Here is a 22,227-nt window from a genome sequence, read left to right as displayed (position 1 = left end):
TTGGATTAGCCGGCCTCTCGACCGAGCGGATCACGCCGCGTCCTAGGTCGAACGGCTAGGCCGCCGCCACCTCACTTGTCCGAAGAGAATGCATGAATCGGACCACCTCCTTTCCGTGTACCGCAACGGTAGGTCGGCTCCGCGCGCCGGTCAACGACTTTCTCGAACTCGTCCGCCTGCCCCCGTTCGCCCACAGAAAACGCTGACTCCTGACGGGGACGACGCCGGGTTCCAGGGCGGGAGTCAGCGGTTCCTCAAGGGGATGGGGGAACGCGGGGGAGGGTGGGCTGCGGGCTTCAGCCGCGGACCTCGTTCCAGCGGTCGAGGGCCTCGAGGCGCTCGGTCTTGTGGTCGACGACCGGCGCGGGGTAGCCCGCCGGGGGACCGCCGGGTGCGAGCCAGGGCTCGTGGACGTGCTCGACGGCGACGCCGGCCAGCTCCGGCACGTAGCGGCGGACGTACGCCCCGTCCGGGTCGAACTTCTCCGCCTGGGTCGTGGGGTTGAAGACCCGGTAGAACGGCGACGGGTCGTTGCCGCAGCCGGCGACCCACTGCCAGTTGAGCTGGTTGCTGGCCACGTCGCCGTCGTGCAGCCAGGTCATGAACCAGCGCGCGCCCTCCTCCCACGGCAGGTGGAGGTCCTTGACCAGGAACGACCCGACGACGAGGCGTACGCGGTTGTGCATCCAGCCCTCCGCCCGCAGCTGGCGCATGCCGGCGTCGACGAGCGGGTACCCCGTACGGCCCTCCTGCCAGGCGACGAGTCGCGCGGCGGCGGTCTCCGAGGTGGCCGGGTCGTCGCGGTGGAGCTGGGCGAAGCGTGGCTGCACCGGACGGGTCGTCGCGGCGGGCCGGTGCCAGAGGACGTCGGCGTAGAAGTCGCGCCAGGCGACCTGGCGGGCGATCGCCGCCGGCCCCTCGCCGTCCAGCCCCGCGAGGTCGGCGAGGACCGTCCTCGGGTGCAGGTGGCCCCAGCGCAGCGCCGCCGAGATGTGCGCGGTGGCGTCGGCGCCCGGGACGTCGTGCAGCCGCTTGTAGTCCGCCGGCCCGCCGGCCTGGAGGTGCAGCCAGTCCTCCCAGCCGCGCCGTGCTGCGGCCTCGCCCGCCTTCTCGGCGAGGTCGGGGTCGGGGTCCTCGACCGCCAGGCGGTCCGGGTGGGCGAGCCAGGAAACCGCGGTCGGGTCGATCTCGGGCGCCGGGCCGTGCACGCCCCGGGCCAGCCAGGCCCGGTGGAAGGGGGAGAAGACCTGGAACGGGGTCCCGGTCTGGCTGCTCAGCGTGCCGGGCGCCACCGCGTAGGGCGACCCGGTCGCGTGCAGCTCTCGGCCGTCGCGGGCCAGCGCCGCCGCGACCCGGCCGTCCCGCCGGCGTCCGTACGGGCCGAAGTCCGCGCTCACGTGCACCGTGGGCGCGTCCACCGCGGCGGCGAGGCGGGGGACGACCTCCTCGGGCCGGCCCTCGAGCACCGTGAGACCCGGCCCGCCCGCGTCCCACAGCACCCGGTCGAGGTCGGCCACCGCGGCCGTCAGCCATGCGGCCCGGCCGTGCCCGGCGGACCGGCGCAGGACGGGGTCGGAGACGAAGAGGGGCAGCACGGCCGCCCCCTCGTCGACGGCGGCACCCAGCGCGGGGTTGTCGGCGAGGCGGAAGTCGCGCCGCACCCACCAGATCACCGGGCGATCGGGGGGAGTCATGTCGTCTAGTCTTGCGGTCGGGTCGCACACGCGAGGGCTGACGTTGCTCCACAGGCCCGTGCGCCGATCCAGGAGGGCTGAACGTGAGCGATCTCATCGACACCACGGAGATGTACCTCCGGACGATCTACGAGCTGGAGGAGGAGGGGATCGTCCCCCTCCGCGCCCGCATCGCCGAGCGCCTGCACCAGAGCGGGCCGACCGTCTCCCAGACGGTCGCGCGGATGGAGCGCGACAACCTGGTGCGCGTCCAGGGCGACCGTCACCTCGAGCTGAGCGACGAGGGCCGGTCCCGGGCCATCCGGGTCATGCGCAAGCACCGGCTGGCCGAGCGGCTGCTCATCGACGTCATCGGGCTGGACTGGGAGCTCGTCCACGACGAGGCCTGCCGCTGGGAGCACGTGATCTCCGAGGACGTCGAGCGCAAGCTCGTCGACCTGCTCAACAGCCCGACGGAGTCCCCGTACGGCAACCCGATCCCCGGCCTCGACGAGCTCGGCGTGGTCGAGCCCGCCACGCTGTTCCGGTCCGGGAACGTCCAGCTCGCCGACGCGGTCCGCGACGCCCCGGCGCGCGTGGTGATCGAGCGCATGAGCGAGGAGATCCAGAAGGACGTCGAGATGATGGGCACCCTGCGAGTCGCCGGCATCCGACCGGGCACCGAGGTCGACGCCGAGGCCGGCGGACTGGGCGTACGCCTGTCCGCGGCCGGGTTCCCGGGCTGCGAGATCGACCGCGAGGCCTCGACCCACCTGTTCGTCACCCCGGTCTGACGCGGGCCGTGGCTGACCGCCAGGTCGACTGGCCCGACTACCTCGCCGGCTTCCACGCCAGCCGGCCCGGGGTGGTCGAGGACGTGCTGTCGCGCGCCCTCCGCGCCGACCACACGCCCTACCGCTGGCTGGCCCGGGCCGTCTCGGCGGACGCAGGCGTGGTCGTCGACCTGGCGTCGGGCTCCGGACCCGTCGCCCGTGAGCTCGCCCGTCCCGGACGCACTGTCGTCGGGGTCGACCTCTCCGACACCGAGCTCCGGCTCGCCCAGCAGCGAGGCGCCGGTCCGCTCGTCCGGGCGGACGCCCGGGTGCTGCCGTTCCGCGACGGTTCCGTGGACGTGGTGACGAGCGCGCTCGGCCTCGTCGTCGTCCAGCCGCTGCCGACGGTGATCGCCGAGGTGGCCCGGGTGCTCCGCCCCGGTGGCGTGCTCGCCGCCATCGCCCCCGCCGTACGCCCGCTGGCCCCCGCCGACGTGCGCCAGCTGGGCCAGCTGAACGTCCGGCTGCGGGCCAAGCCCCGCTTCCCGGGACCGGTCGAGCTGGCCGGCTTCCGCCGGACGGTGGCCGAGCAGGGCATGACGGTGGTCGAGGACAAGCGCGAGCGCTACCGCTTCACCATCGAGACCTCGGACGACGCGGCCCTCCTGCTCTCCGCCGTCTACCTGCCGTTCACCTCCCCCGCCCGGGTCGCGTCGGCGCTCGACTACCTCAGCGAGGCCGCCGAACGGCGCGGCTCGGTCGACATCGCCATCCCCGTACGCCGGCTGGTGGCCATCAAGTAGGTCGCGGGGCCGTCGGAATAGCCCCGCCGGGTCGGTCGTTCCTCCTCCAAGGCCCGCGACGGACGTCGCGAGACGCAACGTGGAGGAGCAGGAACATGGCGACGGTCGAGATCAACGCCGACAACTTCGAGCAGACGATCAGCGACAACGACATCGTGCTGGTCGACTTCTGGGCCGACTGGTGCGGCCCGTGCAAGCGCTTCGGCCCGATCTTCGAGAAGGAGTCGAGCGAGCACGGCGAGATCGTCTTCGCCAAGCTGGACACGGACGCCAACCAGGCGCTCTCCGGGTCGCTCGGCATCGAGGGCATCCCGACGCTGATGGCCTTCCGTGAGGGCGTGCTGGTCTTCAACCAGGCGGGCGCGCTGCCCGGCCCGGCCCTGAAGCAGGTCGTGGACGCGGTCAAGGGCCTCGACATGGCCGAGGTGCACAAGCAGGTCGCCGAGCTCAAGCAGCAGCACGAGGGTTCCGACGACCACGCGGGACACGACCACCCGCACCAGTGAGCTAGCGGTCGAAGTCGTCGACGACCGCGCAGTACGCGGCCGCGGCGGCTTCGACGTCGAGGTCGAGCGCGACCTCGAGGACGCGCCACGGGTCGCGGTCCAGAGCCTGCTGGTCCTGCGCGAGGGGACGTCGGTCGACGACGGTCTGGCCGCGGCCGATGCCCTGCAGGTTCACCCGGACCGGTAGCGCCTCGGTCGTGAACAGCTCGGGGTGCGTGAGGATCAGCAGGGCGCCGGCGTCCCCGAGGACGCCCTCGTAGTCCTGCTCGAAGCCCGCGGCCCGCATGCCGCGGCGGTGCAGGAGCTCGCCCGCCGCGCGCACGGCGGGATGGCCGGACCGGGTCCACCGGTCGGCCGCCTCCTGCGGGATCAGCAGACGGTTGAACACATCGAGCCCGTACATCGTGACGGGCAGCCCGGACTCGACCACGCAGGTCGCCGCCTCGGGGTCCTGCCAGACGTTGAACTCGGCCACCGCGGTGACGTTGCCCTGCGACGCCGACCCGCCCATGAACACGAGGCGCTCGAGGTGGTCGGCGACGTCGGGGTGCAGCGTCAACAGCATGGCCACGTTCGTCATCGGCGCCAGGCTGACGAGAGTGACGGGCTCGGCGGACGACGTGATCTGCGTGTAGAGCATCTCCGTCGCGCTCAGCGCCGAGACGGTCCGCGTCGCGGTCGGCAACTCGACGCCGCTCAGCCCGTTCTCGCCGTGGAACTGCTCGTCGGTCTGAGCGCGCTCGATGAACGGCTTCGTGGCCCCGGCCGCGACCGGGAGGTCCGGCGCCCCGGCGACGTCGAGGACCCGCAGCGTGTTGTCGACCACCTGCTCCAGGCCGGCGTTGCCCGCCACGCAGGACACCCCGCGCAGGTCGAGGTCGGCGGACCGGACGGCGTAGAGCAGCGCGAGCGCGTCGTCGGTCCCGGTGTCGACGTCCAGCACGATCGGTCGGGGCATGGGCCCATGCTCCCAGGACGGTTAACCTGTGGCGCCGGCCCCCATAGCTCAGGGGATAGAGCAGAGGTTTCCTAAACCTCGTGTCGCAGGTTCGAATCCTGCTGGGGGCGCCGCCACTCGCCGTCAGAAGCCGGGGATCGACCCGCCGTCGAGACGTTGAAGAATAAATTGAGTTCCGGAGCAATCCAGGTCCGGAGGGGCTTCGAATCTGGGTCGATCGGGCGTAGCCGCGCTCTCGGGGGAGATCGGATCGTACTGGCACGGCTGCGCGCAGCCCTCCTCGGAAGAAGCCCCCGATGCTCCCTCGAACCGCTCACCCGCTGTCTCTCCGGGCCACCGCCGCGCCGACCGTCCACCCCGCCCCGGCGGGTCGGGTCCTCCACTACACGGGGAGCCCTCGACCGGAGGGCGCGGACGTCGCGTTCCACCCGGACGTCCTGCCCCTGGTGCCGGAGAGCCCCCTCGTCGAGCACGAGCCCGCGTACGGGGCCTGCCTCCCGCGGCAGGCGGACATCGTCTGCGCCGAGAACGCCACCTGCATCTGCCCGCTCTCCGACCACGTGACGGACGCGGAGCGCGCGGTCATGAACGACATCTCCCGCCAGGCGTCCCGGCTGGCGACGGTCCTGTCCTGGCTCTTCGCCCTCGCGGCCCTGGCCGCCCTGGTCCTGCTCCTCCTCCGCTAGCGATCGACCGGGACCTCCCCGGTCGGCGGCGGGCGTCAGGGTTCGAGGACGTGGCGCAGGTAGCGCTGCGGGTCCTGCAGGTAGGACCGCCAGCTCGCGACCAGCACGAGGTCGTCCCAGGTCGTCTCGCGCAGGCCCCAGTCGCCGACCTCGAGGATCGTCGCGCCCGGCAGCGCGGCCAGCACGGGTGAGTGGGTCGCGCAGACCACCTGGGCACCGTCGGTCTGCGCCAGCTCGTGCAGCTGCGCCACGAGCACGAGCGTCGAGGAGAAGGACAGCGCCGCCTCCGGCTCGTCGAGGCAGAAGAAGCCGGGACGGCGGAAGTACCACTGCATGGCCGCCAGGAACGACTCCCCGTGACTCATCTCGTGGTAGCCGGAGACGCCGGCCTCCGTGGCCAGGTAGGTGAAGAAGCCGTGCATGGTCTCCGCGCGGAGGAAGAAGCCGTTCCGGGTGCCGCCGGCTCCGCGTTCGAGGCGCAAGTGGTCCACGAGCCCGGACTCGGAGACGTACGTCTGGTGCAGCGACTGCCGCTCGCCGCCCTCCACCCCCAGCCCGAACGCCCCGGCCAGGCCCTCGAGCAGCGTGGACTTCCCCGAACCGTTCTCGCCGACCAGGAAGGTGACGCCCGCCGGGAGGTCGAGCCCGTCGCGGAGCACCTGCGCGACGGCAGGCACCGTCGCCGGCCACGTGACGTCCGGCGGCTCGTCGACCCCCTCGACGCGGCGGACCGGACGCCGGTCGAACGCCACCGGGCGGGAGGGCCTCAGGCGCCGGCGGTGATGTTGACCAGCCAGGGCACGCCGAAGCGGTCCTTGCACTGGCCGAACTCGTCGCCCCACATCTGCCGCTCGAGCGGGAAGACGACGGTCCCGTCGGCGGACAGCCGCTCCCAGTAGCCGTGCAGGGCGTCGACGTCGTCCCCGCTGAGGCTGACGGTGATGTTGTCGCCGACCGTCAGCTCCATCGAGCTCGGCACGTCCGAGACCATCAGCGTGAAGCCCATCGAGGTCTCGAGCTGGCCGTGCATGACGTCGGTGGCCTGGCTCCCGGGCGGCGGGTCGCCGAACTCCCCGAACGTGCTCACGGCGACGTCCCCGCCGAAGACCGACGCGTAGAAGTCGAGGGCCTCCCGGGCCTGGCCGCGGAAGTTGAGGTACGGGTTGAGGCGCGAGGCCATCACGTGCTCCTTCGGTCGCGGGCGGCTCCTGGCAGGAGGGTAGACCCGACCGCGCGCGTCGGGGAAGGGCTCCGACCCCGGCCCCGTACCCTCGTCGCCATGCGGCAACCCGGTGCTGTCAGCCGTACGGTGCTGGCGTTCCTCTGGCTGGTGCTCGGGGCCGCCATGGTCGGCGTCACGGTGTGGATCGGCTGGACCCGCGGGAGCGTGATCCTCAACGGTCACCCCGCCGGCGTGGTCCTCGGTCTGGCCACCGGCCTGCTGGGCTTCGTGGCCCTCGCCTGGGCCGTCGCGTCCCTGGCCATCGGCGACCGGCAGGACCGCGAGGGCGACGACCCCGAACAGCCGGCACGACGCACCCCCGCCCAGCTCGAGCGCCGCGCGAAGCTGCGGATCGTGCTCGCCGTCCCGCTGCTGGTGCTCGCGCTCGTGTCGGTCGTGCTCCTGGGCTACTCCCGCCCGCTCGCCGCCACCGCGGAGGCCGTCACGGCGCTCCGGACCGAGAACGGCGTACGCCTGGTCGACCGGGTCACCTGGTACGAGCTGGTGCCGAGCGTCGAGGACAACCGGGGCACCGTGGTCGCCCCGACGACGGGGCTGATCTTCCTGCCCGGCGCCCGGGTCGACCCTCAGGCGTACGCGCCCGAGCTGCGCCGCGTCGCCGAGGCGGGCTTCCTGGTCGTCGTGCTCAAGGAGCCGTTCGGCTTCTCGATCTTCGACCGCGACCACGCGACCAAGGTCATCGAGAACCACCCCGAGGTCGGGCACTGGGCGATCGGCGGGCACTCGCTCGGGGGCACGGTCGCGGCCTCGTACGCCGAGGACGACCGGCGCGTCGAGGGCCTGCTGCTGCTGGCCTCCTACCCCTCCGCGAAGGTCGAGCGGACCGACCTGAGGGTCACCTCCGTGTCCGGCGACCAGGACGGCCTCGTGACCCCGGAGGACATCGCGCGGTCGAAGGCCAACCTGCCCGCGGACGCGACGTTCGTCGTCGTGCCGGGGGCGTCGCACGCGAGCTTCGGCTCGTACGGCCGCCAGCCCGGCGACGGCACACCGACCGCCGACCCGGGGGCGGTCCAGGACCAGGTGGCCGCCGCGACCGTGAACCTGCTCACGGCGATCACGCCCGAGGCGAAGTAGGGCGCCCGTCCTCTCTAGGATCGGCGGCATGAGCGCAGAGGGTCTGGAAGCCGCCCGCAGCAAGATGTCCGAGGCCGGGGTGCAGCCCCAGGCGATCGAGGTCTTCACGCACTACTACCACCAGCTCGAGGAGGGCGTCACCGGCCTCATCGCCGAGGACAGCATCGACCCGCTGACCGACCCGCCGATGCTGAGCGCGGTCGAGGTGAGCCCCGAGCAGGCCGCCGAGGCGCTGGGTCGCACGGCGATCATCAAGCTGAACGGCGGGCTCGGCACGTCGATGGGCATGGAGAAGGCGAAGTCGCTGCTGCCCGTCCGCGGCGACCAGACGTTCCTGGACCTGATCGTCGAGCAGGTCCGGGCGGCGCGGGCCACCTACGGCGCCCGGCTGCCGCTGCTGTTCATGAACAGCTTCCGCACGCGGGACGACACCCTGGCGGCGCTCGCGGCGTACGACGACCTGCCGGTGGACGGGCTCGGCCTGGACTTCGAGCAGAACCTCGAGCCCAAGCTCCTCACCTCCGACCTCACTCCCGTCGAGTGGCCGGCCGACCCCACGCTCGAGTGGTGCCCGCCCGGGCACGGCGACCTCTACACGACGCTGGAGGGGTCCGGCATCCTCGACCGGCTGCTCGAGCAGGGCTACGCGTACGCCTCGGTCTCGAACTCGGACAACCTCGGTGCCGCGCCGGACGCCACCATCGCCGGCTGGTTCGCGGCGAGCGGGTCCCCGTACGCCGCCGAGGTCTGCCGCCGCACCCCGGCCGACCGCAAGGGTGGGCACCTGGCGATCCGGAAGTCCGACGGCCGGCTGATCCTGCGCGACACCGCCCAGACGGCTCCGGACGAGATGCACTACTTCACCGACGAGCACCGGCACCCCTTCTTCCACTGCAACAACCTGTGGTTCGACCTGGCGGCGGTCTCGAAGGTGCTCAAGGAGCGCAAGGCCGTGCTCGGCCTGCCGCTGATCAAGAACGTCAAGAACGTCGACCCGGCCGACGCGTCCTCGCCCGAGGTCGTGCAGATCGAGAGCGCGATGGGCGCGGCGATCGAGGTCTTCGCCGGGGCCACGGCGATCGGGGTCGGGCGCGAGCGCTTCCTCCCGGTCAAGACGACGAACGACCTGATGCTGCTCCGCTCCGACGTGTACGACGTCACGCCGGAGGGCCGGCTGGACCGGGTCGTCGACCCGGCTCCGCTGATCGACCTCGACCCGAAGCACTACAAGACGATCGCCCGGTTCGACGGCCACTTCCCCGACGGCGTCCCGTCGCTGCGCGGGGCCGAGAGCCTCGCCGTCGTGGGTGACTGGACCTTTGCGGGGGACGTCACGGTCACCGGTGCGGCGAGGCTCGAGGACGAGGGCCGACCGAGCACCGTCCCGAGCGGCACCGTCCTCGACGGCTGAGCGGGTGGACGGCACGGCGACCTGGCACCAGGCGCTCGTCTACGCGGTGACGGGGGAGCGCCGTCCGGAGCTCGGGAGCCAGCAGACGCCCGACCTGGCGGCGGTCCTCGAGGCGATCGGGGACCGAACCCGGGGCGCGCACCCGGTCCCGGCGGATCTCACGGAAGGCCTCGGCGCAGCGCGGTTCGCCGCGGTGCTGACCGAGCTGCGGGGGCGGCTCGTGGCCGCCGCCTCCCGTCCGGTCCTGGCGGAACGGGCCCCCGACGCGGCCGAACGTCGGCTCCTCGCCGAGGTCCCGCCGCATCACGGGTCCTGACCCGCACCGGGGCCTGACCCGAGGGCCGCGGCTCAGCGCTGGTCGGAGACCCGACCGGTGGTGGGGCTGCCGGCCTGCTGGCGCAGCAGGTCCCGGATCTCGGTGAGGAGGTCCTCGGAGGTGACGGCCGGGGCCGACTTCGGCTGGTCCTCCAGCTCCTTGAGCCGGGCGCTGACCCGGTTGTAGGGGATGACCACCAGGAAGTAGACGACCGCCGCGGTGAGGACGAAGGAGAGCACCGCGGTGACGAAGGCGCCGACGCTGATCCCGTAGAACGAGGTCTTGCTGAAGTCGGGCACGCCACCGACCTTGCCGATCAGGTCGGTGATCATGTCGGTGAAGGCCTTGACCACCGCCGTGAAGGCGGTGCCGATGATCACCGCGACCGCCAGCTCGACGAGGTTGCCCCTCATCAAAAAGTCGCGAAAGCCCTTCACATGTCCCCCTGGGTCGACGGAGCCGCCGGTGACTCCGCCGGAACGCTAGCAGCCCCGATCACGGCCAGACGACCGTCAGGTTGCCCGTCGCGGCCGCCCGCGCCAGTGGTTCGGCGTCGTCCTCGGCGAGGTCGAGGACCACGAGCGCACCGGTCGCGGTGCCCTGGTCGTCGGGGTCCGCCGCGGGGACGGTGACCACCCGGACCGAGCGGGCGACCGTGGTCGTGGCGCCGCCGTCGGCGGCCGAGGCGATGACGTCGACGAGGTCGCCCGGCTCGAGCAGGGCCACGACGTCGGCGTCGGCCAGCCGGACCGGGGCGAGGACGTGTCCGACCCCGACCGAGCTGTCCACCGACGCGAGCGCGGTCACGGTCAGCACCTGACGGCGGGGGACCGGCGCGGCGAGCCGCCGACCGACCAGCTCGGCCGGGTCGGACATCGTGCGGTCGGGCACGGCGTCCCGTGGGAGGTCGACGACCTCGAGGTCGTCCGCGGAGAGCAGCACCCCGCCGGCGAGCGCCTGCGTCGTCCGGACGACCGGGGTGGTGGGCGGTGCGGGTGGGGCGACGGACGCGAGGCCCGTCAGGACCGTCGCGACTGCGGCCAGGACGGCCAGCTTGCGCCGGTGCCAGGAGGCCGCACGCCTGAGCTGCCGCAGCGGGCTGCGGCGGTGAGGAGACGGACGAGGGGCAGGGCGGGCGCGCACACCTCAGTCATAAGGACGCCGACCCGGATCGGCCGGTCGTCCACAGCCTCAGCTGCTGGAGGTGGACCCTGTGGACGAGCCGGAGGAGGCCTTCGCGGGAGCCTTGCCGCCGCCGGACCCCGCGCCGTTCGTCGAGCCGGAGTCGGACTTCTTCTCCGACGTGCCGGAGCTCGAGGCGTCCTTGCTCTTGGTCTCGCCGCCGGCCTTGGACTCGCTCTTGGACTCGCTGCCCTTGGGCTCGCTGCTGGAGCCCGAGGAGGAGGACGCCCCCTCCTTCGGCCGGGAGTCGGTGCGGTAGAAGCCCGAGCCCTTGAAGACGACGCCGACCGCGTTGAAGACCTTCCGCAGGGCACCGTGGCAGGTCGGGCACTCGGTCAGGGTCGGGTCGGTGAACTTCTGCACGGCCTCGAGGTCGGTTCCGCACTCGGTGCAGCGGTACTGGTACGTGGGCATCTCGGGGCTCTTCTCGTCGTGGTCGTGCTGGTCTCGCTAGCACTCAAGGATATCGACTGCCAACTCATTCCGTGCTTTCTGCCCTCGCTGCGCTCGGGCGCGCATCTCGCTCGGACCCGATGTCTTTTTCCCTGCCGCGCAGGACGAAGAGCGTGTCCTGCACGTCCGGTCGTCCAGACACCGGCGCGAGATGCGGTCGTGGTCGGCCCGGCGATCGACCCTCGGTCGGCCTGACGCCGGCGCGAGATGTGGTCGTCGTCAGCCCGACCACCGATACTCGGCGGGTGCGTTCTCTGCCCCGCTGGCTCGTCTACGCCCTCGTCGTGGTCGTGCTGGCCGCCGGGGGCGTGCTGAGCGCCGGGACCGCCGCCGTCCGGAGCCCGCTTCCGCAGCTCGACGGCGAGGTGACCCTCCCGGGCCTCAACGACCGGGTGACCGTCCTGCGGGAGGGGCACGGGGTCCCGCAGGTCTACGCCGACCAGCCCGAGGACCTCTTCGAGGCCCAGGGCTACCTGGCCGCCCAGGACCGGTTCTACGAGATGGACCTCCGTCGGCACGCGGCCGCGGGCCGGCTGTCCGAGCTCTTCGGGGCCTCGCAGGTGGCGACCGACACCTACGTCCGCACGCTCGGCTTCCGACGGACGGCCGAGGCCGAGCTGGCGCTGCAGTCGCCGTCGACGCGCCGCTACCTCGACGCGTACGCCTCCGGGGTCAACGCCTACCTCCGCGGCCGCTCGCTCGGGCAGATCTCGCTCGAGTACACGCTGCTCCAGCTGAGGGGTCGTGACGCCCAGCCGGAGGAGTGGTCGGCCGTCGACTCGCTCGCCGTCCTCAAGGTCTTCGGATGGCAGCTGGGGTCCAACGCCGGTGCGGAGGCCGTTCAGGCGCAGGTCGTGAGCGCCGTGGGTCCGGACCGCGCCGCCGACCTGAGCCCGGACCACCCGCTGCCGGGGATGGAGCCGGTCGTGGAGAGCGGGACGGTGGTCGGCAAGGTGTTCGACCCCGCGGCCGGGACCTCGGCGGGCGCTCCGCGCTCGACCGCCGTCCCCGCCGTGCCCGCGGCCGCGAGCGGTGCCGTCGCCGGAGCCCGGCGGGCGCAGGAGACGCTGACCGGGCTGTTCGGCTCGGGGGAGGCCATCGGGTCCAACTCGTGGGTGGTCAGCGGCGCGCACACGGCGAGCGGCGCGCCGATGCTGTCCAACGACCCGCACCTGGACACGGCCATCCCGTCGCCGCTCGCCCAGGTCGGGCTCCACTGCACGACGGTGGCGGCGCAGTGCCCCTTCGACGTCACCGGCTTCTCCATCACCGGGATGCCCGGGGTCGTCATCGGACGCAACGCCTCGATCGCCTGGGGCCTGACGACCAGCTACGCCGACGTGGCCGACCTCTACCTCGAGGACGTCGTCGACGGCGCGGCCCGGGTGGGGGAGGCGTACGAGCCCCTGACCGTCCGCACGGAGGAGCTGCGCGTCGCCGGCGAGGACGACCCGCGCACGATCACCGTCCGCTCCTCGCGGCACGGCCCGCTGCTGTCCGACGCCGACCCCTCGACCGCGGCGGCCGGCCGCGTCCCGGGCGGGCCCGCCGACGGCTACGCGGTCGCCCTGGCCTGGACCGGCTCGACGCCGGGCCGGTCGATGGACGCGATCTTCGGCTTCGACGCCGCCTCGGGCTGGACGCCGTTCCGGACGGCCGCCGCGCTGCTCGGCGTCCCGTCGCAGAACCTCGTCTACGCCGACGTGCAGGGCAACATCGGCTACCAGCTGCCCGGTCAGATCCCGATCCGTCGCGCGGGCGACGGTCGGACGCCCGTCCCCGGGTGGGACACGGCGTACGACTGGGACGGCACGATCCCCTTCGCCCAGCTGCCGTACGCCGAGAACCCGGCCAGCGGGATCATCGTCGCGGCGAACAACCAGGTGATCGGCGCGCGCTACCCGTACGTGCTCGGCTCGGACTACTCCTACGGCTGGCGCAGCCAGGAGATCCACGACCGGCTCGCCGGCGCCAAGGGCCTGACTCCGGACGCCGGGGAGCAGATCTTCTACGACGAGCGGGTGCGGTTCGCCGCCACCCTCGTGCCCGAGCTGCTGCGGGTCCGCGTGGACGACGGCTTCGTCCGCGAGGGCCAGCAGACCCTCGTCGGCTGGGACTACACGATGTCGGCCGACTCCGCCGCGGCCGCCTACTTCGCCGTCGTCGCGCACGACCTCAAGAAGCTCGTCCTCGCCGACCAGCTCGCGCCGGAGCTCTGGCCGCAGGGCGAGGACCGGTGGTACGCGGTCCTCGACCGGCTGCTGCAGGAGCCGGACAACCCCTGGTGGGACGACGCCTCGACGCCGCAGGTCGAGCACCGCGACGACGTCCTCCTCTCGGCGCTCACGCTGGCCCGCAAGGAGGCGACCTCGCTGATGTCGCGCGATCCCGGTCGGTGGGCCTGGGGCCGGATCCACCACGTCCGCCTGCGGAACCAGACCCTCGGCTCGAGCGGCTTCGCCCCGGTCGAGGCCCTGTTCAACCGCGAGGACGACGCGGTCGGCGGCTCCGGCACGACGGTGAAGGCTCTCGGCTTCGACGACCAGGTGCCGTACGGCGTGACCCAGGGCTCGGCGATGCGCATGCTCGTCGACCTCGGCGCCGCCGACTCCGGGCGCTGGGTCAACCAGAGCGGCGCGTCGGGGCACCCCTTCGGCCCCTACTACGAGGACCAGGCCGAGCTCTGGGTCGCGGACCGCACCTGGCCGATGCTGCTGACGCGCAACGCCGTGGCCGCGCAGACCCAGCACACGCTGGTGCTGAAGCCGGACGGCTAGAACCCGGATGCTCGCGCGCCGGGTGATCGCTAGACTCGACCACATCAGGCGTCGACCCGGCCATCACCGGCGAGCCTCCGGAAGAACAGGCGTCCTGCCCCGGCAGCCGCCCCAGTAGAACCGGACGGGTGGGCCCGTCACAGCCTGCGACAAGAGCGGGCGGCCGTGCGGGTGGGCCGTCAAGCGGGGTGGTACCGCGGCGCGTCGCCTCCGGTTCGGAGGTCGTGTCGTCCTCGTGTCCCAGCAGGCACGAGCACGACGAAGGATCCCGCGATGACGTACCCGAAGCAGAGCCACGGCGAGGGCCGGTCCGTCCCGTCGAGCCCCGACTTCCCGCGGATCGAGGAGGGCGTCCTCGCGTTCTGGAAGGGTGACGACACGTTCCGCGCGTCCGTCGCCCGGAACGCGACGGGCACGAACGGGGCGAACGAGTTCGTCTTCTACGACGGCCCGCCCTTCGCCAACGGGCTCCCGCACTACGGCCACCTGCTCACCGGCTACGTCAAGGACATCGTCCCGCGCTACCAGACGATGCGCGGCCGCCACGTCGAGCGCCGCTTCGGCTGGGACACCCACGGCCTGCCCGCCGAGCTCGAGGCGATGCGTCAGCTCGGGCTGAAGACCAAGGCCGACATCGAGGCGCTCGGGGTCGAGAAGTTCAACGCCGCCTGCCGCGAGTCCGTGCTGCGCTACACCGACGAGTGGCAGGACTACGTCACCCGTCAGGCCCGCTGGGTCGACTTCGAGAACGACTACAAGACCCTCGAGCCCGACTACATGGAGTCGGTGCTGTGGGCGTTCAAGACCCTCTACGACAAGGGCCTGGTCTACGAGGGCTGGCGCGTGCTGCCCTACTGCTGGAACGACGAGACGCCGCTGTCCACACACGAGCTCCGGATGGACGACGACGTCTACCAGGTCCGCAACGACCCGGCCGTCACCGTCGGCTTCCGTCTCGAGACCGGCGAGCTCGCCCTGATCTGGACCACGACGCCGTGGACCCTCCCCAGCAACCTGGCGATCATGGTCTCCCCGGAGATCGACTACGTCGTCGTCGAGTCCGACTTCACCGGCACCACCGAGCGCTACGTGATCGGCGAGGCGCGCGTCGCGTCGTACGCCCGTGAGCTCTTCGGGGACGCGGCCAAGGAGAAGGGCTTCGACTGGCGCACGCGCGTCGTCGAGCGGCTCACCGGCGCGGACCTGATCGGGCGCTCGTACGCCCCGCCCTTCAGCTACTACGCGGGTCAGCCGCGCGCCCACCGGGTCGTGGTCGCCGACTTCGTCACCACCGACGAGGGCACCGGGCTGGTCCACAGCGCCGGCGCCTTCGGCGAGGAGGACAAGGAGGTCACCGACCGCGAGGGCATCGAGGCCGTGATGCCCGTGGGCCCCGACGGGAAGTTCACCTGGCCGGTCGAGGAGTACGCCGGGATGCAGGTCTTCGACGCCAACCCGCACATCATCGACGACCTCAAGGCGGCCACCCGCGGCGAGCGCGCCGCGTCGGTGACGCCGGGCACGGTGCTGCTGCGCCAGGAGTCGTACGCGCACTCCTACCCGCACTGCTGGCGCTGCCGGCAGCCGTTGATCTACAAGGCCGTCTCGAGCTGGTTCGTCGAGGTCACCAAGATCAAGGACCGGATGGTCGAGCTCAACCAGGACATCACCTGGGTGCCCGAGCACGTCAAGGACGGCCAGTTCGGCAAGTGGCTGGCCGGCGCGCGTGACTGGTCGATCAGCCGCAACCGCTACTGGGGCACGCCGATCCCGATCTGGGTCTCCGACGACCCCGCCTACCCGCGGACCGACGTCTACGGCTCCATCGCGCAGCTCGAGGCCGACTTCGGCGTGCAGGTGCCCGACCTGCACCGGCCGTTCATCGACGAGCTCACGCGGCCCAACCCCGACGACCCGACGGGGCAGTCGCGCATGCGCCGGATCGGCGACGTCTTCGACGTCTGGTTCGACTCGGGCTCGATGCCCTACGCCCAGGTGCACTACCCGTTCGAGAACGCGGAGTGGTTCGAGCACCACTACCCGGGCGACTTCATCGTCGAGTACATCGGGCAGACGCGCGGCTGGTTCTACACGATGCACGTCCTGGCGACGGCGCTGTTCGACCGGCCGGCCTTCTCGAGCTGCATCAGCCACGGCATCGTGCTGGGCAGCGACGGGCTCAAGATGAGCAAGTCGTTGCGCAACTACCCCGACGTGTACGAGGTCTTCGACCGCGACGGGGCCGACGCGATGCGCTGGTTCCTCATGTCGAGCCCGATCCTGCGCGGCGGCAACCTCGTCGTCACCGAGCAGGGCATCCGCGAGGGCGTGCGCCAGACGCTGATCCCGCTGTGGAACGCGTACTACTTCTTCACCCTCTACGCCAACGCGGCCAACGGCGGCGAGGGCTACGAGGCGAAGGAGAGCCGCGACTCCGAGCACGTCCTGGACCGCTACGTCCTGGGCAAGCTCGACGAGCTGGTCGCGACCCTGACGACGCGGCTCGACGCGCTCGACGTGGCCGGGGCGTGCGACGCCGTCCGCGGCTTCCTCGAGGTGCTGAGCAACTGGTACATCCGGCGCTCGCGCGACCGCTTCTGGGACGGCGGCTCGCCCGAGTCGTACGCGGCCTTCGACACCCTCTACACGGTGCTGGAGACCACGACGCGGGCCGCGGCGCCGCTGCTGCCGCTGGTCTCCGAGGAGGTCTGGCGGGGGCTGACGGGCGGACGTTCCGTGCACCTGACCGACTGGCCGGAGACGGCCGCGCCGGCCGCGGGGGCCTCCGACCTGACGGCGGCGATGGACCGGGTCCGCGAGGTCTGCTCGACCGGTTCCGCGCTGCGCAAGGCGGAGGGGCTGCGCGTCCGCCTGCCGCTGACGCGCCTGACGGTGGTCGCCGACGACGCGGCCGCGCTGGCCCCGTACGTGGACCTGGTCCGCGACGAGCTCAACGTGCGGTCGGTCGACCTCGCCGCGGCGAGCGACGAGGGCGCGGCCTCCTTCGGCGTGCGCCAGGTGCTGCAGGTCAACGCGCGTGCGGCCGGCCCGCGGCTCGGGCGTGACGTGCAGCTGGCGATCAAGGGCGCCAAGAGCGGCGACTGGTCGGTCGACGACGCGGGCGTGGTGACCGCGGGCGGGTTCGCGCTGGCCGAGGGCGAGTACACGCTCGTCACGCAGGTCAGCGAGGCCGGTGCCGACGAGCGGCGTGCGGTGTCGATGCTGCCCGGCGGCGGCTTCGTCGTGCTGGACACCGAGGTGACGCCCGAGCTGGCGGCCGAGGGGCTGGCGCGCGACGTCGTCCGGGCCGTGCAGCAGGCGCGGCGCGACGCCGGCCTGGACGTCAGCGACCGGATCGCGCTCGTCCTCGGCGGGGACGACGACGTGCGGGCCGCGCTCGAGCAGCACCGCGACCTCGTGGCGCGCGAGGTGCTCGCGTCGAGCGTCGAGGTCGGCGGCCCGCTGGGCGAGGGGAGCACCGCGGCGACGGTCGGGCTGGACCAGCTCGTGCGGCTGACGGTGCGTCGCGCCTGAGGGCCGCGGTCGGGCGCGGCGCTGATTGCGACCGGGGTGGTCGGGTAACCACCGGACATGGCTGACATCAACCCGATCCACCTGCAGAAGGCGCTCAAGGGCGCCAGCTACCCGGCCACCAAGGACTCGCTGGTCGCGACCGCCAAGGACAACGGCGCGGACGACGAGGTCATGACCTTCCTGAACGACCTGCCGGACCGCGAGTTCGGCGGGCCGAACGGCGTGACCAAGGAGATCAGCTCCGACAGCTGAGGCTGTCGCGCCGCCGTACGCCCACGAGGCGTGCGGCGGCGCCCTCCGAGCACCCACCCACGAACGGAAGGAGCGGCCATGCGCGCCGTCACCTGGCAGGGCAAGCGGAAGGTCTCGGTCGAGGAGGTGCCCGACCCGCGGATCGAGCAGCCCACCGACGCGATCGTCAAGATCACCAGCACCAACATCTGCGGGTCGGACCTGCACCTCTACGAGACGCTCGGCCCGTTCATGGACCGCGGTGACGTCCTCGGCCACGAGCCCATGGGCATCGTCCAGGAGGTCGGCAGCGAGGTCGGCGACCTCAAGGTCGGCGACCGCGTGGTGCTCCCGTTCCAGATCTCGTGCGGGCACTGCTGGATGTGCCAGCGCGGCCTTTACACGCAGTGCGAGACCACCCAGGTCCGCGACCAGGGCAGCGGCGCCGCGCTCTTCGGCTACTCCAAGCTCTACGGCCAGGTGCCCGGCGGCCAGGCGGAGTACCTCCGCGTGCCGCAGGCGCAGTTCACCCACATCAAGGTGCCCGAGGGGCCGGCGGACGACCGGTTCGTCTACCTCTCCGACGTGCTCCCGACCGCCTGGCAGGCCGTGACGTACGCCGAGTGCCCGGCCGACGGGACGCTGCTGGTCCTCGGTCTCGGACCGATCGGCGACATGGCGTGCCGCATCGCCCTGCACAACAACCCGGGCCGCAAGGTCATCGGCGTCGACCTGGTCCCGGAGCGGCTCGCCCGCGCCAAGGCCCGCGGGGTCGAGGTCATCGACCTCGACGAGCACGGCGACGACCTGCTCGAGGTCGTCCAGAGCATGACCGACGGCCGCGGGGCCGACGCCGTGATCGACGCCGTCGGGCTGGACGCGCACGGCTCGCCGAGTGCGGCGCTCGCGCAGAAGATGGCGGGGCTCCTGCCCGACGCCATCGCGCAGCCGATCTTCAAGACCGCCGGCGTGGACAAGCTCGCCGCCCTCTACTCCGCGATCGAGCTGGTCCGCCGCGGCGGCACCATCTCCCTCAGCGGCGTCTACGGCGGCATGGCCGACCCGATGCCGATGATGACGCTCTTCGACAAGCAGATCCAGCTGCGGATGGGTCAGGCGAACGTCCTGCGGTGGGTGCCCGACATCCTGCCGCTGCTGACCGACGAGGACCCCCTCGGCGTCGACACCTTCGCAACGCACCACCTGTCGCTGGAGGAGGCCCCGCACGCGTACGAGATCTTCCAGAACAAGGAAGAGGGCTGCGTGAAGGTCGTGCTCAACCCGTGAGCCGTTCCGACCTGACGGCGGCCGCACCGCTGACCCGGGTGATGGACCGGATCGTCGGGGTGATCGAGCACGCCACGTTCCTCGACAAGCTCGGCGAGCCGGCCGCCGCCTTCGAGAAGAAGCTCGGGCACGCGCTGCCCTGGTGGAAGAACCTCGCGAGCGGCACGTTCCTGGGCCACTCGCTCCACCCGCTGCTCGTGACCGTCCCGATCGGCTCGTGGACGGCGGCCGCCGCCTTCGACGTCGTCGGCGACCGCAAGGGCGCGAAGCGACTGGTCGGGCTGGGGATCCTGGGCGCGCTGCCGACCATGGCGACCGGTGGCTCGGACTGGGCCTACACGGCGGGCGCCGAGCAGCGCGTCGGCCTGGTGCACGCGACGGTCAACTCCCTCACCCTCGGGGCGTACGCGCTCAGCTGGTGGGAGCGGCACCGCGGCCACCACGGCCGGGGGGTCGCCTGGTCGATCGCTGGCGCGACCACCATGGCCGCCGGCGGCTGGCTCGGTGGGCACATGTCGTACGCGCTCGGGGTCGGCATCGACACCACCGCCTTCCAGCACACCCCCGACGAGTGGACCCCCGCGGCCGAGGCCACGGAGGTCCGGGTCGGCGAGCTCACGGGCGGCGAGGCCGACGGCGTGCCGGTCGTGCTCACCCGCCTCGTCGGCGGTCAGGTGGTCGCCATGGCCGACCGGTGCACGCACCGCGGGGCGCCCCTGCACGAGGGGGAGCTGGTCGACGGGTGCATCGTCTGCCCGTGGCACGAGACCCGGTTCGCCCTCGACGGCGCCGTCCTGCGCGGCCCGGCGACGCGTCCGCAGCTGGTGTTCGAGACGACCGAGCGCGACGGCCAGGTGCTCGTCCGCCGTACCGACGAGGAGCGCACGCTCCGGACGAACCCCGTCGGCGTCTGACCTCGGACCCGCGGCCGCCAGACGGCGGCCGCGGTGTCCCTCTAGGGCCGGGGCAGCCGCGCGTACGGCCGGTCGAGACGGGTCCGCAGGTCCCGGTCGGTCTCGTCGGCCGGGACCTCCCGGACCTGCAAGAACCGCAGCTCCGGACGCTCGTCAGGGCTCCGGTCCTCGTACACCGTGCGCCACGAGGTGACCAGCTCGCCGAAGAGGTGGACGGGGTGCACCTCCCACGCCTCGAGCGGGAGGTCTGCCACCACGCTCGACCCCGCCCTGACGGTGGTGCCGTCCCGCACGGCGGCACCGAGCCGGTTCAGCACCTCGTGGTCGGCCCGGACGTCGCGGCCGACGAGCAGCAGCTCGGGGTGGCCGTAGCTCTCGCTCAACCCGATCGTGTAGGACCAGCCCACCCGGCCGGGTCTCGGCTCGACCATCTGCACGCTCCACCCGATGGTCGCGATGTGGTGGCGCTGGTCGGCAGCCACCTCTTCGTGGGTCCAGCCCTTGCAGATCGCGCACATGCAACCCAGGGTGGCGTGGGCCTCTGACACTCCCTCGGCTCTCGCCGTGCGCTGACTGCCCGGCCCGGCCCGGTCCGGTCCGGTTCGGTTCGGTCCGGTTCGGCTCAGGCGGCGTACGGCGGGTCGCAGTCGACGATCGCGTCCGGCGTGGCCAGACGGTCCACGCGCCGGTCCCACGGCTGGGCGGGGATCGCGTCGAGCACCTCGTCGCGGTTGAGCAGGACCACGACGGGGGCGCTCTGCCCGGCGTGCAGCAGGGCGCGGTCGTACCAGCCGCCGCCGCGGCCGAGCCGGTCACCGTGGACGTTCGCCGCCAAGCCGGGGCACACGACCAGCTCCGCCTCCGGCAGCTGACGGGCGGGCAGCGGGGTGGTCGTCGGCTCGAGCAGGCCTCGCGGCCCGACGCGCAGCGCGTCCGGCCCGTCGTACGCGGCCCACGCCGGCTCGGCCAGCCGCCCCCCGGAACCGTCCGTGAGCAGCGGCAGCAGCACCCGGACCCGGCGTGCGGCCAGCCAGGCGACCAGGCGGAGCGTGTCCGGCTCGTCGTCGGCCGACAGGTACGCCGCGACGGTGTCCGGCAGGCGGTCGGCCAGCGTCGCCGCCAGCACCGCGAAGCGCGCCTCGTCGTCGGCGGAACGTTCCGCGGTGGGGCGCGACGCCCGGCGCAGCAGCACCGCCGAGCGGAGCCGGCGCTTGGCGGCGGCCAGGGCGGCCTGGTCGGCCGCGTCCGTCACGGGTCGACCGGTCACCGCGGGCCCCGCGGGGGAGCGCCGGTCGTGCGCCGCAGGACCACCCGGGTGGGTACGAGGACGGTCGGGTGGTCGGGGACCTCGCCCGCCGCCAGCGCGAGCGCCAGGCTCGCGGCCTCGGTCGCGGTGCGCTCCGCGGGCTGGGCGACGGTGCTCAGGCCGAGGCGCTCGGCCATCGCGTGGTCGTCGAAGCCGAGCAGGGACAGGTCGTCCGGCGCCCGCAGCCCGGCGCGTACGAGGGCGGCCAGGATCCCGATCGCCAGCTCGTCGGAGTCGACCGCCAGCGCGGTCGGCGGGTCCGGGTCGGCGAGCACGGTGGCGAGCACCTCGTCGCCCGCGTCGAGGTCGCGCGCGTCGACGACCAGCTGGTCGGACTCTGGCACACCCGCCTCGGTCATGGCGCTGCGGAACCCTTCGACCCGGCGGTCGGCGCTGTAGCGGAAGCCGGGCCGGCGCCCGACCGAGCGGACGAAGCCGATGCGGCGGTGGCCGAGACCGAGCAGTGCGCTCACGCCGTCCCGCGCGCCGGCGACGTCGTCGATCGCGACGCTGGGGACGCCGACGACCTGCTGGTTGAGGTAGACCAGCGGGACCCCGAGGGTCTGGAGCCGGGTGCGTTCCGCGGCGGTCAGCGCGAAGGAGGCGACGATGAGCGCGTCGACGTTCCGGCGGGCGGGCAGGCGGGTGAAGAACCGGTCGCGCTCGGCCCGGTCCGCGATGCGGAAGATCGTCAGCTCCACGTCGGCCGGGGTCAGCCGGGAGTAGACGGCGTCGATCACGGTCCCGTTGAACCAGCTCTGCAGCGGTCCGCCGACCAGCACGCCGATCCGACCGAGCCGTCCGCTGGCCAGGCCGGACGCGACCCGCGAGATGGCGAAGGAGAGCTCCTCGGCGGCCGCCAGCACCCGGGCCGTCGTCTCGGCCGAGACCAGAGGCGAGCCGTGCAGGGCGCGCGACACCGTGGCGACGGAGACGCCGGCGAGCCGGGCGACGTCGGCCATGCTGGCGTGGTGGTCCGTGGTCGGCACCCTGGTCCCTTTCCCCCTCGTGCGGGGTCCGAACGGTGTGAGCAGGGTAACGGCGGGGGTCCGCCCCGCCCCCTTTGCGCGGAACGTCGCGACGTCCGTACGCTGGTC

General features: G+C 72.7%; 21 protein-coding genes, 1 tRNA gene and 1 pseudogene. 13 read left to right on the top strand and 10 right to left on the bottom strand.

Annotated features, from left to right (window positions below):
- Window positions 1-296 precede the first annotated feature (296 nt).
- Entirely contained in the window at window positions 297-1,694 is a 1,398-nt protein-coding gene (locus tag FHX39_RS17885) for a cryptochrome/photolyase family protein (RefSeq protein ID WP_183340634.1), read from the bottom strand.
- Window positions 1,695-1,777: 83 nt separating this feature from the next.
- On the opposite strand from FHX39_RS17885, the gene FHX39_RS17880 reads away from it, so the two are divergent.
- The 3 genes from FHX39_RS17880 to trxA all read left to right on the top strand — a co-directional run bounded on the left by FHX39_RS17880 (window position 1,778) and on the right by trxA (window position 3,755).
- Window positions 1,778-2,467 (top strand): metal-dependent transcriptional regulator, encoded by a 690-nt coding sequence (locus tag FHX39_RS17880; protein WP_183340632.1) that lies wholly within the window; start codon window positions 1,778-1,780, stop codon window positions 2,465-2,467.
- Between the two features lie 8 nt (window positions 2,468-2,475).
- A complete protein-coding gene (locus tag FHX39_RS17875; protein WP_183340630.1) occupies window positions 2,476-3,249 on the top strand; it encodes a class I SAM-dependent methyltransferase in 774 nt (257 codons plus the stop codon).
- Window positions 3,250-3,344: 95 nt separating this feature from the next.
- The gene (gene trxA, locus FHX39_RS17870) at window positions 3,345-3,755 is read left to right on the top strand and encodes a thioredoxin (protein ID WP_183340628.1); all 411 of its coding nucleotides are present in this window, start codon (window positions 3,345-3,347) and stop codon (window positions 3,753-3,755) included.
- 1 nt (window position 3,756) lies between these two features.
- Here trxA and FHX39_RS17865 read toward each other — a convergent pair whose 3' ends face one another.
- Window positions 3,757-4,713, bottom strand: a complete 957-nt coding sequence (locus FHX39_RS17865; protein ID WP_183340626.1) for a nucleoside hydrolase — start codon at window positions 4,711-4,713, stop codon at window positions 3,757-3,759.
- A 37-nt stretch (window positions 4,714-4,750) separates the two neighbouring features.
- On the opposite strand from FHX39_RS17865, the gene FHX39_RS17860 reads away from it, so the two are divergent.
- Window positions 4,751-4,823, top strand: a tRNA-Arg gene (locus tag FHX39_RS17860).
- Window positions 4,824-5,009: 186 nt separating this feature from the next.
- A complete protein-coding gene (locus FHX39_RS17855; protein WP_183340624.1) occupies window positions 5,010-5,399 on the top strand; it encodes a hypothetical protein in 390 nt (129 codons plus the stop codon).
- A 35-nt stretch (window positions 5,400-5,434) separates the two neighbouring features.
- Here the strand turns inward: FHX39_RS17855 and FHX39_RS22315 are convergent, their stop codons facing one another.
- Both FHX39_RS22315 and FHX39_RS17845 read right to left on the bottom strand, forming a co-directional pair.
- Complete coding sequence (locus tag FHX39_RS22315) at window positions 5,435-6,151, bottom strand: AAA family ATPase (protein ID WP_183340622.1); 717 nt, start codon at window positions 6,149-6,151, stop codon at window positions 5,435-5,437.
- 14 nt (window positions 6,152-6,165) lie between these two features.
- Window positions 6,166-6,579, bottom strand: coding sequence for a VOC family protein (locus tag FHX39_RS17845; protein ID WP_183340620.1), 414 nt, complete (start codon window positions 6,577-6,579; stop codon window positions 6,166-6,168).
- 99 nt (window positions 6,580-6,678) lie between these two features.
- On the opposite strand from FHX39_RS17845, the gene FHX39_RS17840 reads away from it, so the two are divergent.
- Genes FHX39_RS17840 through FHX39_RS17830 form a run of 3 tightly spaced genes read left to right on the top strand, consistent with a single transcriptional unit; the run spans window position 6,679 to window position 9,446 of the window.
- A complete protein-coding gene (locus FHX39_RS17840; RefSeq protein ID WP_183340618.1) occupies window positions 6,679-7,719 on the top strand; it encodes an alpha/beta hydrolase in 1,041 nt (346 codons plus the stop codon).
- A 28-nt stretch (window positions 7,720-7,747) separates the two neighbouring features.
- Window positions 7,748-9,130 (top strand): UTP--glucose-1-phosphate uridylyltransferase, encoded by a 1,383-nt coding sequence (locus FHX39_RS17835; protein ID WP_183340615.1) that lies wholly within the window; start codon window positions 7,748-7,750, stop codon window positions 9,128-9,130.
- Between the two features lie 4 nt (window positions 9,131-9,134).
- On the top strand, window positions 9,135-9,446 hold the full coding sequence (locus FHX39_RS17830) for a hypothetical protein (protein ID WP_183340613.1): 312 nt from the start codon (window positions 9,135-9,137) through the stop codon (window positions 9,444-9,446).
- A gap of 32 nt (window positions 9,447-9,478) precedes the next feature.
- Here FHX39_RS17830 and mscL read toward each other — a convergent pair whose 3' ends face one another.
- From mscL to FHX39_RS17815, 3 genes and pseudogenes are all read right to left on the bottom strand, one after another.
- On the bottom strand, window positions 9,479-9,883 hold the full coding sequence (gene mscL / locus FHX39_RS17825) for a large conductance mechanosensitive channel protein MscL (RefSeq protein WP_183340611.1): 405 nt from the start codon (window positions 9,881-9,883) through the stop codon (window positions 9,479-9,481).
- A gap of 58 nt (window positions 9,884-9,941) precedes the next feature.
- Window positions 9,942-10,589, bottom strand: a complete 648-nt coding sequence (locus FHX39_RS17820) for an RcpC/CpaB family pilus assembly protein (protein WP_183340609.1) — start codon at window positions 10,587-10,589, stop codon at window positions 9,942-9,944.
- Window positions 10,590-10,748: 159 nt separating this feature from the next.
- Window positions 10,749-11,042 (bottom strand): annotated as a pseudogene (locus tag FHX39_RS17815) (FmdB family zinc ribbon protein); the annotation flags it as partial.
- Window positions 11,043-11,326: 284 nt separating this feature from the next.
- Between FHX39_RS17815 and FHX39_RS17810 the strand changes: the two are divergent.
- The 5 genes from FHX39_RS17810 (at window position 11,327) to FHX39_RS22310 (ending at window position 19,824) form a co-directional block, all read left to right on the top strand.
- Entirely contained in the window at window positions 11,327-13,858 is a 2,532-nt protein-coding gene (locus FHX39_RS17810) for a penicillin acylase family protein (RefSeq protein ID WP_183340605.1), read from the top strand.
- 273 nt (window positions 13,859-14,131) lie between these two features.
- Window positions 14,132-17,392, top strand: a complete 3,261-nt coding sequence (gene ileS / locus FHX39_RS17805) for an isoleucine--tRNA ligase (RefSeq protein WP_183340602.1) — start codon at window positions 14,132-14,134, stop codon at window positions 17,390-17,392.
- A 57-nt stretch (window positions 17,393-17,449) separates the two neighbouring features.
- Window positions 17,450-17,644, top strand: coding sequence for a DUF2795 domain-containing protein (locus FHX39_RS17800; RefSeq protein ID WP_183340600.1), 195 nt, complete (start codon window positions 17,450-17,452; stop codon window positions 17,642-17,644).
- A 78-nt stretch (window positions 17,645-17,722) separates the two neighbouring features.
- Entirely contained in the window at window positions 17,723-18,910 is a 1,188-nt protein-coding gene (locus tag FHX39_RS17795; RefSeq protein WP_183340598.1) for a zinc-dependent alcohol dehydrogenase, read from the top strand.
- Window positions 18,907-19,824: a Rieske 2Fe-2S domain-containing protein gene (locus FHX39_RS22310; RefSeq protein ID WP_198423454.1), complete on the top strand. Its 918-nt coding sequence runs from the start codon at window positions 18,907-18,909 to the stop codon at window positions 19,822-19,824. The genes FHX39_RS17795 and FHX39_RS22310 overlap by 4 nt, the downstream gene beginning before the upstream one ends.
- A gap of 41 nt (window positions 19,825-19,865) precedes the next feature.
- Here the strand turns inward: FHX39_RS22310 and FHX39_RS17785 are convergent, their stop codons facing one another.
- The 3 genes from FHX39_RS17785 to FHX39_RS17775 form a co-directional block, all read right to left on the bottom strand.
- On the bottom strand, window positions 19,866-20,342 hold the full coding sequence (locus FHX39_RS17785) for a DUF4262 domain-containing protein (RefSeq protein ID WP_183340596.1): 477 nt from the start codon (window positions 20,340-20,342) through the stop codon (window positions 19,866-19,868).
- Between the two features lie 104 nt (window positions 20,343-20,446).
- Window positions 20,447-21,091, bottom strand: a complete 645-nt coding sequence (locus tag FHX39_RS17780) for a 5-formyltetrahydrofolate cyclo-ligase (RefSeq protein ID WP_183340594.1) — start codon at window positions 21,089-21,091, stop codon at window positions 20,447-20,449.
- Entirely contained in the window at window positions 21,088-22,119 is a 1,032-nt protein-coding gene (locus FHX39_RS17775; RefSeq protein WP_183340592.1) for a LacI family DNA-binding transcriptional regulator, read from the bottom strand. The genes FHX39_RS17780 and FHX39_RS17775 overlap by 4 nt, the downstream gene beginning before the upstream one ends.
- Window positions 22,120-22,227: the final 108 nt, after the last annotated feature.

The organism is Microlunatus antarcticus, assembly GCF_014193425.1.
Lineage (GTDB): Bacteria > Actinomycetota > Actinomycetes > Propionibacteriales > Propionibacteriaceae > Microlunatus > Microlunatus antarcticus.
The sequence above is the reverse complement of the archived record's forward strand: the minus strand, read 5'-3'. Positions and strand labels throughout refer to the sequence as shown.